The sequence below is a fragment of the Paracerasibacillus soli genome, assembly GCF_042432965.1.
Lineage (GTDB): Bacteria > Bacillota > Bacilli > Bacillales > Amphibacillaceae > Paracerasibacillus > Paracerasibacillus soli.
The window spans coordinates 94,258-106,775 of sequence record NZ_JBHLWL010000022.1 but is presented as its reverse complement, the minus strand read 5'-3'; the positions used below and the strand labels follow the sequence as shown (position 1 = coordinate 106,775).

The 12,518-nt window shown below is 36.2% G+C and carries 8 protein-coding genes; 2 read left to right on the top strand and 6 right to left on the bottom strand.

Annotated elements, in window-relative coordinates:
• Positions 1-102: 102 nt before the first annotated feature.
• Positions 103-1,047, bottom strand: coding sequence for a nucleoside hydrolase (locus tag ACFFIS_RS07165; protein ID WP_390186779.1), 945 nt, complete (start codon positions 1,045-1,047; stop codon positions 103-105).
• Positions 1,048-1,245: 198 nt separating this feature from the next.
• Here ACFFIS_RS07165 and ACFFIS_RS07160 point away from each other — a divergent pair, with 198 nt between their 5' ends.
• Both ACFFIS_RS07160 and serA read left to right on the top strand, forming a co-directional pair.
• The gene (locus ACFFIS_RS07160; RefSeq protein WP_390186777.1) at positions 1,246-2,409 is read left to right on the top strand and encodes a pyridoxal-phosphate-dependent aminotransferase family protein; all 1,164 of its coding nucleotides are present in this window, start codon (positions 1,246-1,248) and stop codon (positions 2,407-2,409) included.
• A 24-nt stretch (positions 2,410-2,433) separates the two neighbouring features.
• Positions 2,434-4,023, top strand: a complete 1,590-nt coding sequence (serA, locus tag ACFFIS_RS07155; RefSeq protein ID WP_320378517.1) for a phosphoglycerate dehydrogenase — start codon at positions 2,434-2,436, stop codon at positions 4,021-4,023.
• 72 nt (positions 4,024-4,095) lie between these two features.
• Here serA and ACFFIS_RS07150 read toward each other — a convergent pair whose 3' ends face one another.
• From ACFFIS_RS07150 to ACFFIS_RS07130, 5 genes are all read right to left on the bottom strand, one after another.
• Complete coding sequence (locus tag ACFFIS_RS07150; protein WP_390186776.1) at positions 4,096-5,523, bottom strand: DHA2 family efflux MFS transporter permease subunit; 1,428 nt, start codon at positions 5,521-5,523, stop codon at positions 4,096-4,098.
• A 253-nt stretch (positions 5,524-5,776) separates the two neighbouring features.
• The gene (locus tag ACFFIS_RS07145; protein ID WP_320378516.1) at positions 5,777-6,577 is read right to left on the bottom strand and encodes an HAD family hydrolase; all 801 of its coding nucleotides are present in this window, start codon (positions 6,575-6,577) and stop codon (positions 5,777-5,779) included.
• A gap of 247 nt (positions 6,578-6,824) precedes the next feature.
• Positions 6,825-7,538, bottom strand: a complete 714-nt coding sequence (locus tag ACFFIS_RS07140; protein ID WP_390186774.1) for a CBS domain-containing protein — start codon at positions 7,536-7,538, stop codon at positions 6,825-6,827.
• 207 nt (positions 7,539-7,745) lie between these two features.
• Complete coding sequence (locus ACFFIS_RS07135; RefSeq protein ID WP_320378514.1) at positions 7,746-8,942, bottom strand: RtcB family protein; 1,197 nt, start codon at positions 8,940-8,942, stop codon at positions 7,746-7,748.
• 340 nt (positions 8,943-9,282) lie between these two features.
• Positions 9,283-12,375: an AAA family ATPase gene (locus ACFFIS_RS07130; protein ID WP_390186772.1), complete on the bottom strand. Its 3,093-nt coding sequence runs from the start codon at positions 12,373-12,375 to the stop codon at positions 9,283-9,285.
• Positions 12,376-12,518: the final 143 nt, after the last annotated feature.

The window sequence follows — 12,518 nt, the reverse complement described above, 5'->3', positions numbered from 1 at the left end:
TTAACTAGAATCAATCATTTGTTATTATCATGTATGGACATTACACTAGACAACATGAAAAATAAAGATGCTCCCACATTTGGCATATTGGGAGCATCCTTTTTATACGGAGGCTTTTCTCTTTTTTAACGTGTCAATAAACAACTGTTCAAATCTTGTTGCATCAACATCCACACATATTTCTACATTTGGTTCCTTATTCCATAATCCCCTGAAATCACAAATAGTTTGACCATAAGTTAGTTCACTTTTTGTTTCAACGTCTACAAAGTATTTTTCCGTTTTCACTAATGATGGATCTAGAACAACACCGACTGTTAACGGATCATGCAGTGCGCAACCATCTTGTCCTAAATTTACTCGGGAGTATTGACGATAAACTTCAGTACTATTTAAAATAAAGTCATAGTACCTTGATCCCTTTAAATCTTCAATTCGTTTCCTATCTAAAAATGTTTTCATTGTCACATCTAAGCTTACAAGTTTAATTGGCAAACCGGAATGAAAGACAATTTTAGCAGCTTCTGCATCTGCAAAAATATTAAATTCAGATGTTGGTAACTTGTTCCCTTTTCCTGCTTCTGAAACTAGTCCACCCATGATGACAACCTGTTTTACCAACGGAATAAATTCTGGATCACGTTTTATCGCCAGCGCTAAATTAGTTAGTGGACCTACCATAATTAAAGTTATCTCATTTGGATGTTTTTTTACTTGCTCAACAATAAATTCTGGTGCAAACGTACTAGGTTCATCCTGACTTACTTCGACATGATTTAATGCATCGCCTATTCCATCTTTTCCATGAACGGAATATTCATGATGGGACTCTCTTAATAATGGCTCACTTGCACCACGATAAACTTGAATGTCTTCATTTCCAATTAACTTTAAAATTTTCTTTGTATTTTTCATGACAAAGTTTACCGGAACATTACCATTCACCGCTGTAATACCAAGCACATCCATTCGACCGCTCTCCACAGCTAAAAGGATCGACATCGCGTCATCAATACCAGTATCAACATCTAATATTACTTTTTTCATTTTACATCCTACTTTCTATTTACTAAAATGCGAATGCAGTAAAATCTTATGTACATATTGTACAATGTTACAAAAATAAATACATCTTATGTCATGACCTACTATACTTTTCGATTCACAATCCGTATAATATTGTTAATCTGAAAATTAACGCTATTATTTACTAATTATAGATTACGCATAGAAAGGAACATGCGCATGTTAACGGAACAACAGATTTTAAGAATTCCTGGTCCTACTCCCATTCATCCAAGCATACAACGAGCGATGAATCAGTCGATGATTGGTCATAGAGATCAAGCGACCAGCAAGCTTTTGGAAAAAATAAGCCCAAGATTAAAACCTGTTTTTGGTACGAAACAAGATGTACTTTTAATTGCCGGTAGTGGAACGGCGGGGCTAGAAGCTGCTGTTACCAATTGTGTACAACCTGGAGATGAAGTACTTGTTGCTGTATCAGGAGCATTTGGTGAACGATTTGCGGAAATTTGCGAAGCTTATCGAATCACAACACATCGTATTAAAACGATATGGGGTAAGTCCGTAGACCCTGATGAAATAAAAGATTTCTTACAAAGAAACAATCAGATTAAGGCAGTATTTTTTACACATTGTGAGACTTCAACAGGGGTATTAAATCCAATTCAAGCACTTTCACAAATCGTACGTAGTTATTCTGATGCGCTAATTATAGTAGACGGTGTCTCGTCTATTGGAGCAACAGAAATGAATATGGATGATTGGGGAATAGATTTACTCGTAACAGGGTCACAAAAAGCGTTCATGCTACCACCTGGTTTAACTATGGTTGCTGCAAGTGAACGGGCATGGGAGATCATTCAAAACAATACAAGTCCAAAATTTTACTTTGATTTTCGCATGTATCACAAACAACTAGCAAACAACACGACACCTTTTACACCTGTTATTTCATTAATATTTGGGCTGGAGCAAGTATTAACTCTTCTTGAAAAAGAAGGCCTACAGCAAGTATATCATCGCCATCAACTCATGAAGACGATGACACGAGCAGCTTTCCAAGCTTTAGATATTCCATTACTAACAGATGATGTACATGCATCCCCTACTGTTACGGCCGTTAGACCTACAGATTTTTCTGCGAATACTTTAAGACAAGTAGTGAAAAAAGAATTTGGTCTTATTTTGGCCGGTGGTCAGCAACAATTAAAAGATAAAATCTTTAGAATCGGACATATGGGATATTGTTATCCTGCAGATGTTTTACAATATGTAGCTATAATTGAACTCGGTATGAAAAGAATTGGAAAATCAATTCCATACGGTCAAGGTGTACGTGCCGCCCAAGAAGTATATGTTACACAAACAAAATTAGCACAATAAGTGATGCTATATGGAGGTATTCATATGATTTATACCGTACTAATTACAGACCCCATAAGTGAAGACGGCATTCAACCACTACAACTTCATCCGAATATCGATGTTGTTATTCGTAACGACTTAACAGAAGAAGAGTTATTTACTATCATCCCAAACATTCATGCATTACTCGTTCGTAGTCAGACAAATATAACACGTCAGCTTATTGAAAAAGCGAACAACTTAAAAATAATTGCTAGAGCGGGTGTAGGCGTTGATAATATTGATCTAACAGCTGCAACGGCACATGGAATTTTAGTCGTGAATGCGCCTCATGCCAATACAAATTCAGCAGCTGAACATACAATTGCGATGTTATTTTCACTAGCAAGGAAAATCCCACAAGCTTCCATTTCTCTTAAGCAACGGGAATGGAATCGAAAAGCATTTATCGGCGTGGAATTAAAAGGAAAAACTCTTGGCATCATTGGTTTAGGCAGAATCGGTGCTGAAGTTGCCTTTCGTGCAATTGGTCAGAGAATGCGTGTGATGGCATATGATCCATTTTTAACGGAGGAAAAAGGGGAAGAACTCGGCATTTTACCAGCTAGTTTAGATGAGGTAATCGAGCAATCTGACTTTATTACAATTCATACGCCACTACTTGAAAATACAAAACATCTACTGGATGCCCGAGCGTTTCAAAAAATGAAGACTGGTGTTCACATCATCAATTGTGCCCGTGGAGGAATTATTGATGAACATGCATTATATCATGCAATTCAAACGAATAAAGTTGCCGGCGCTGCACTCGATGTATTCCAAGTAGAACCACCATTTCATAGTAATTTACTTGATTTACCTGAAGTTATTGCAACCCCACATTTAGGTGCAAGTACAGTCGAAGCACAAGAAAATGTTGCAGTTGAAGTTAGTCATGATATCATTCGGTTTTTCACTGGAAAAGTTGTTCAAAATCCAGTTAATGTTTCTTCTGTTCCAAAAGAGGCCATGAATCAAGTGGCGCCTTATTTTACTTTAAGTGAAAGACTTGGGCAATTTCTCATTCATCTGGCCGACGACGTAGTTGAAGAAATAAACCTATTTTATTCTGGTCCATTTACTAATTTTGAGGTTGGTCCGCTTACACGTAATACGATAAAAGGAATTTTACAACGGCATCTTGGTGAACAAGTTAATCATGTTAATGCACTCTATCTCGCAGATCAACGCGGAATTAAAATAAACGAAAACAAAACTTCTAGCTTAAAAGGATTTACAAATCTCATTACAATTGAAATGATTACAAAACAAGAAAGTTTCCGGATTTCAGGAACATTACTAGATGGTTTAGGTCCGCGAATTGTTGAACTAAATGATTATCAAGTCGATATTTTCCCAAAAGGAAATATTGTTCTTATTTACCATCATGATTTACCTGGTGTCATTGGAAAGGTTGGGAATTTACTCGGTAATTATCAAATAAATATCGCAACCATGCAAGTAGATCGTTCTAATCTAGGCGGAGAAGCAATGATGCTTTTAACGGTGGACAAACCATTGAACGTGGAATGTCTACATACTTTAAAAAGTTTAACGGAAATTTATAACGTAAAAACTATCCAACTCATTTAAAAAAGCAGGTAGCATGTATAATATGTTCTTGATAAAAGGAACATCATGTTATACGTCTCTACCTGCTTTTTATTATTTATCTACAGCTGCTTTCTTTTGTAAATGTGCATGGTTTTCTTTAATAAAGAACGACAAGCCTAAAGCAACTACTGCGAGTATAGCTGCTACTAGGAAGGCAAAGTTAACACCTTGAATCGCTCCATTTGCTCCTTGATTAGGAACAGCATGATTTGTCATTAATGTAACTAGAAGTGCTGTACCAACTGCTCCAGCAACTTGTCGCATCGTATTGTTCATAGCTGTACCATGTGGAATAAGCTTATTTGATAATTGATTCAAACCAGCTGTCGTAACAGGCATCATAACCATTGCAATTCCTAACATACGAACTGCGTTAACTATAGCCAAATACGTAAATGTCGTTTGGTCATTTAAAATTGAAAATAAAAATGTTGTAATGACGACAATTGTTAAACCTGGTATCGCTAAACGTCTTGCACCAAATTTATCAAATAAACGCCCAGTTATTGGGTTCATCAATCCCATCAAAACTGCCCCAGGCAATAAAGCAAGACCAGATCGTAAAGCTGAGAAGCCTAACATTTCCTGCATTAAAATTGGTAGTATCACAGCAGCACCAATCATTGCCATAAATGCAATCATACCTAAGATAGTCGTTAATGTGAATATTTTATTCTTAAATACCCGAAACTCCAAAATCGGCTGTTCCAAATGAAGTTGGCGATAAATAAACCAAGATAACGCGATAATTCCAATAGGTAATGAAATCAACACATGGGCTGTTAACCAACCATGACTTCCAGCTGTACTGAAGCCGTATAATATTCCCCCAAATCCTAATGTGGACAAGACGATTGATAACATATCCACCTTTGGAAAAGAACGTTCTGTTACATTTTTCAAAAGGAAATAAGCTAATATCATATCAATTACAACGATTGGAATAACAACATAAAACAAACTACGCCATGGATAGTTTTCGATAAGCCATCCTGATAAAGTAGGGCCAATTGCAGGCGCAAATGCAATGACTAAACCAAACATGCCCATTGCTGAACCACGTTTTTCTTTTGGAAAAATTAAAAACATGATTGTTTGCATAAGTGGCATGATAATTCCAGCACCTGATGCTTGTAGTACTCTCCCTACTAGTAAAAATGTAAAAGATGGAGAAATAGCACAAATTACGGTCCCTAATCCGAACAAGCCCATTGCTGAAAGGAATAGCCCTCTCGTTGTAAACCGTTCAATTAAAAATGCTGTAATAGGGATCATAATTCCATTAACAAGCATGAATATCGATTGTAACCACTGAACCGTATTGGCGTCAATATGTAAATCGCGCATAATATGTGGCAGTGCTGTAGCAAGTAGTGTCTGATTTAAAATGGCCACAAATGCCCCAGCTAATAAAACAGATGTTAATGGAATAACACTTATTTTCTGTTGGGATTGTACACCCTCTTGATTTGCAACCATACTATTCCTTCTTTCCGTTACCGTCATCATACATATGACGGTAAAATTTTAATAACAATATATAAATATAGCATAATTTCTTCGTTTCACGAAGTAATTTGCTCAATCTTATGCAATATAATGTGCAACCATATTGTGAGCAATAATTGCATACTTATACTTAAAAAACCACAACACTAACTCGGCAGTTTATTTTCTATCCCCAATGTTTCATATATCCACTAAAAAAATACCGCAGCAAAAAAGCGGTATTTTACAATTTAGTTTGTATGAACTTATTTTCATTTATCTTTTCAATGACTTGTAACAAATCACGTAAACGATTTATTTCATACGTTGGTTCAATGTTATGTTGTAATTGATCATGGTGGTTTATCCATACAGATGGTATCTTTACTCTACTTGCCCCTAAAATATCTGTATGTAAATTATCTCCAATCATCATGGCGTCATCTGCCCGAACTGATAATAAATCTAGGACATATTCAAAGATAGCTGGGTTTGGCTTTCCAGTACCAAAATCCCCTGAAATAACGATATGGTCAAAATATGATGATAAACGCGGTGTTAACTTTAATTTTTCCCGTTGCAAATTTGCTGATCCATTCGTCAGTAAAGCAAGTGCATACTTATTTTGTAGCTGTTCTAACACTTCAAAAGTCTCTTCATAGACGAATGGATGATGTTTTCGTTCTACTGGGAAAACTTCGGCTAGCATTGCCCCTAATTTAGCGTCTTTTATGCCAACTTCTTCTAATCCACGTGTCCATGCTTCCTTTCGAAACTCTGGTACAATTTCATGCAAGGTTTCATATTCAGCGAATTCTCCCCAAAATGCTTCAAACGTACCAATCCCGATATCTTTCACAAACGGATATACTTCATAAGTTTTGTATAAATCCTGTGCGTGTTTTCGTACATGTTTTTCTAATCGCTTTGGATCAAGTGACCTGTAATATCCTCCGGCAATTTCACAAGTCCTTTTAAAAGCTACTGCTACACTCTTTTTATCCCAAAGAAGTGTGTCATCTAAATCAAAAATAATAGCCTTCATGTAGACATGATATCCTTTCTAGATAAAAATCATTTTATTGTCATGAACAGTCCATAGAATCATGGTTTACTTTTAATAAATTGGACCCACTTCCTGCATATATAGTAAAAGTTTATTAGGGAATATTTTACAATACCCGTCATGAATATACTTATTTATATCGTGCTTATATCATTTTTGCAGATTTAATTAGTAAGTTATCTTTTCATAATATGATAGTTTATCCTTTTTTGTATGTGCGGTTTTATTATTTCCATAATAATGGAATATCGATAATATCACGTGGGGTAATCATACCAAGTAATTTTTCAGTTGAATCTCCACTATCCGTGATGAGTAAAGCATCTAGTCGATACCCCTGCCCTATTTGGTCTTTAAAAATTTCCTGAGCATCATATATCGAAGTGCTCCGTTGAATAAACGCATAATTATGATTCCCTTGACACGCCAATACATTTCCTAACGATGCATCGCGAATGGAGGCTATTGAATTGTTCATATTTTTTGCCATCCAATGAGCAATTCCCTTTTCCGATAAAATACCGATAAAACGTATACCATGGTAAATCGGGAACGTAGAAATACCGTTTCCTTTAATTTGCTCCAATGCAATAGCAAGCGAATCATTCTGTTGAAATTGAACAACCTTTTTTGCGAAAAAAGGAATGACTTGCTTTGGTTTCGTTAATGCTCTTTCAATCCTTTCGATTTGCTCCACTATTGACAAATGAGGCTCCGCTATTACATATGTTGTATCTACTCGATTATGAACAATCGCATTTCTCAACTGGGCAAACTCAAGCAAATCATCTTGATACTGTTTTAAGACCGCATTTGACTTACTTAACATACGTACCATTCGACTAAAGCCCAATTCTCGTTTATCATGAACTTGCACTTTCAAATATTTCTCAATCCGATTGTATGCGGTTAAAAATCGTTCTGCGTGATTCGCAACCATCTTCTATCCCCCATTAGTTCCTCTTAAATTATCATCTTAACAGATTATCAGTTAGTATAATAGTAGTGTTGTATAATAAATGTATTAACTTAATTATTATATCATTTGATGAAAAAAAGATTATTTGTTGTGGGGTATATACAATCCGTTTAAGTGAATTTTATTTCACGACATCAGAACTTTAAAATATGCTTCCGTAGTAAGTCTTTAATCCATTACAACCCCGATTGGCTTTAACACATGTAATACTTCCACAGTCCCGTTGTGAGCAGCCAATACTTCTTGTAATTTTCGATAAACAAAAGGACTTTCATCTGTACCTCCACCACGTAGTTCTACACCATATTTTTTCACAGCACGATACATTTCCTTTTCGGTAATCACACCACCTGTACGCTTTCGTGTGCGCCAATTGAATTTCCCAGCAGCTTTTGTACGACTCATAATTCGTCCGGATCCGTGAACCGTACTATAAAAAGCTTGGCGACTTTTTTCTGATTCAACTCCTTTTAAAATAACAGATATATCGCCCATACTTCCCCCAACAAATCCTAGTTGACCAGGTGCAGCTGGAGTCGCTCCCTTACGAACAACAACATACTCTTTACCAAAGTGTTCTTCTTTCCATGCATAGTTATGATGATTATGTACTTCTTGTAAAATATCCGCACCTAATATATCGACTACTTTATCCATCACAATATCCCGTCCAGCATATGCATACTTTCCAGCTAACTGCATAGCTCGAAAATATAACTCACCTAGCTCCGTATCCAAATCTAGTAAAGTCGGCGGTTGTTCCATTGATTCACGGGGTGCTGAATCTGAAAAACGAAATCCCTTTGCTAGATTTAAAAATCCAGTTGCAGTTCGATGCCCCAATCCTCTACTTCCAAAATGATTACCAATCCATATTTCTTCCGTTTTCTCATCTATTAATATATCGACATAATGATTGCCAGAACCTGTAGTCCCAAGTTGCTCGCGTGCTAACGCCTTTAGTTGATCATGTTCATGTTTGCCAATTTCTTTATACACGTTCCAATCTGCATCATCAAATACACCATGATCGATTCGCTGCTTATTCTTTGTACCTACACCAAATGGTATGACATCTTCAATTTCATCCATGATGACACTGATTTTGCCTTTGACATCCTCATACTTCAGATTAGTTTTCACTGCCTTATTCCCACATGCTATATCATACCCGACACCTGAAGGAGCAATCTGACCTTCATAAACAACTACTCCGCCAACCGGCTGACTGTATCCATAATGCCCATCTGCACATAAGACACCTCCAACAACATTCCCGACTTTTAGGCATTGATCAAGTTGTCGCAATGTGTTCACATCATGTTCACCAAAAATAAGCTTTTTCAATCTTAGACCCTCCCACATCGTTTCATATTTTTAAAGACACTTTATAAAACGTATCTTCTGTTTACAGTCAATCTCATCATTGAACCCTATGATACCAAGTATCACTATTAAAAGCGAACGCTCCTTATATTAGCACTATTCGACATATTAAAGAAACTATCTCGTATGTTGCAGTGATGTCGAGACCGTTAAAGTACACTGAAAAGATGGAGGTACTGTTAGCTAAAACTTTGTGTCGGCATCTTTTCACGTCTTGACAATTCGCGTCAAGAATTTTACCAAGCTACATCTTAGAAACAACAAATTCCCTTTGACACATTTGCATCAAAGGGAATTTCAATTACTTTCTATTTACGTCCTATTTCACTAAAAACTTCGTTTGGCTATATCCTTCTCTTGTCTTCTCCACTTCTAAGACTGCTGGTAGGATTGTTTTTAATTCCTGCACATGTGAAATAACACCAATCATACGGCCAGATTGTTGTAAATCTATCAATGTATCAATCGCTTTATGAAGTGATTCTTCATCTAACGTTCCAAATCCTTCATCAATAAACATCGTTTCAATAGAAATATTTCCTTGGAAACTTTGGATAACGTCAGACATTCCGAGTGCCAAGCATAGTGAAGCATTAAACTTTTCACCACCGGACAGCGTCTTGACATCGCGCGTTGCCCCTGTTGATTGATCATATACATCTAATGCTAATCCACTCTGTTTCCCATGTGTTTCCTGTCGGTCACTACGCATCAAATAAAATTGTCCATTTGATAATTTCCGTAATCTTTCATTCGCTGCATCAATGATTTGTTCTAAATACTCAATTTGCAAAAACCTTTCGAAAGATATCTTTTTATTATTTTGGCCACGCAGTAAATCGTATAAATCAGTTATTGTTGCAAACTTTGTTTCTAAATCTGCTAAAGTTTCATTCGCAGCAATAATATTTTCCTTTAATGTCGCCGCTTCACCAAAATACTGTTTTGATTTGTGCAAATTGTCATTGGCTTTCTCATATGACATTTTTAATTGTTCTAATTCCTGCTTCAATGCAACTAAATCAACACGGGTTTTATCTGCTAATAATACTCGTAACTCCTTGATTCTTGTCTTTACTGTTGTAACCGCCTGTTTATACTGATCAATATCGCTTATAAGTTTTTCTCTACTTGCCTTATCCCGTTTTGCTTGTTCATACGCTGCAATTGTTGGGAATTTTGCCTCCGCTAATGCTTCTTGAAATGCTTTTTGCGCTTGTTTGCGTCTTGTCACCGTTTCCGCATACTGTTTATCTGCATTTTCTAATGCCATTTCAGTTTTCGTGCATTGATCTTTTGCTTCTTGTAAAGTCTTTTTTGCTTCTTCCCATGCTTTTTCAAGGATTGATTTCTCTTGGGTTGTTTCTTTAATTTTTTTCTCTAACACATCCAATTTGCGTACATCATCTGGAATCGGTTCAATCCGTTCTTTATACCGCGCCTCCGCTTTATTGTATGCAGTTAGCTGTTCATAATATATTTTTTCAAGTTGTTCTTTATTATTTTCTATTTCTTTCAATTGAGCTTTTTCTTGTTCATGCACTTCTTTATATTGTTTGAGATTTTGTTCCGATTTTTCTAAACTATTAACATCACTTTTTAGTTTTTTTCCTTGCACAGTTAATTGTTTATACGTCTCGTCCGCTTTTTCAGCGCGGATTGAAATATTTTCAATTTCTTTTTTTGCATCTTCAAACTGCGCTTTTGTAGCTTTATAGTTTGCAACTGCTTCATTATATGTCTTTGTTATCTCATCAAATATTCTTTTCGCGTCATTTAATTCATCACGTGTGACTACTTTTTCATCTTGAACTGCTTTATGCGGATGGTGCTGACTCCCACATACAGGACACGCTTCTCCATCATGTAAATGACTTGCTAGAATGCGAGCTTGACTATTTATCCATCCTTGCTCTATTTGTTCATAGTTTTGTTTTTCCTGCTTATATATCGTTTGTTGTTTTTTTGCAATTTCATGGAGTTTGCCGCATGCTTCATTTACCTTTAAATAATTCATCACGATTCGCGTTTGTTCACGCATCTTATCTAATTGCTTTCTCTGTTTGGGAAGACTACTCAATTTCTTTTCCAACTGCCGAATCGCTTCATATTGTTTGTCAATACGCGCCTTTTTCTCTTCCATTAACGCTTGCGCCTTCGCCCTATCTATCTCACTCTTTTTAAATGTGTTGTGAAGAAGCGTGAGACTTTTCTTTTCTTCATCAATTGCTTGCACAGTAGGTAGGTAACCAGTAAGTCGGTCTAATGTTTTTGTTATTTGTTCCCGTACTTCATGTTTTCCCTCCTGTTCTTTATGAAAGGCATCCGCTTTTTCATAAACTTTTTCAGCCGCTATTTTAGCCTTTTCCTTTTGTTCTACATCTATTTTTTTCTTTTCCTCATCTTCTTCCCATTGTTTAACTTGGGTTTCAAATGGCATCATTTCGCTTGCGCGTTCTGCATTTTTCAATTGCTTTTCTTTTTCAGCAAAAACTCCAGCTTGTTCCCTTAATCGCTTGTCTTCGTCTTCCTTGCGTGCTAATTCCATAAATTGATTATTTATTTGCTCTGCTTGAAAATAAGCACTTTGTTTTTTACTATGCATCGTATAGGCTGATTCATAAGACTTTTCATCTACCACTATCTGTTCACGGTAAAATACAAGTTCATCATCAAGACCTGCCAATATTTGATTAACATTGACATGCTCTTCCGTTGAAATTTGAAATAAAGACACATTTTCCCGTTCAGGTAGGACTGCAGAAATATTTCGAATCCACTGGATAAGTCTTCCTTTTGCATCACGATAATCTTGTTCTAATATACTCCGCCGATTACGTAACCTTTCATTCAAATGACGATAGTTTTCTGTTTTAAAAAGCTTCCGTAAAATTGCTTCTTTGTTTTCGGTATCAGAAGTTAATAGTTTACGAAATTCACCTTGTGGCAACATGACAATTTGTTTAAACTGCTCTTGCGTTAACCCTATTAATTTTTCTACCTTTTCATTCATTTCCGAGACAATTTGACGATCAATACAAGATACTTCTTTTCCATCTATTTGTTCATAAAACTCAAACCGTTCTCCTGTCTTCGTTTTATTACCTTTTTTCACATGCCCAAGTTGGCGTAGTATTCGATAAATACGCCCGTGTAAGGAGAATATTAATTCAACCGCAGTATGTGTTTGATCGTCTGCAAAATCACTTCGAAGCATCGTCTGATTTTCACGATCTGTCCCACTAGCACTACCATATAAAGCAAAACTTATACCATCGAAAATCGTCGTTTTACCGGCGCCGGTTTTTCCAGAAATTACAAATAAGTGGTTATCTTGTAAAGCGGTAAAATCAATTGTCTCCGTATATTTATAAGGCCCAAAAGCCGTCATCGTTAATTTCAAAGGTTTCATGCAAACTATCTCCTTTCTATTTCTAAATTAAGCACGATACTTCCGCTACTTAATGTGAGTGGAATGAATTCAAAATCCCCTATATTCTTGAATTGAGAGTCTTACAGTGAGTGAAACTGCGAAAGTTTTTTTCTTCCCAACTA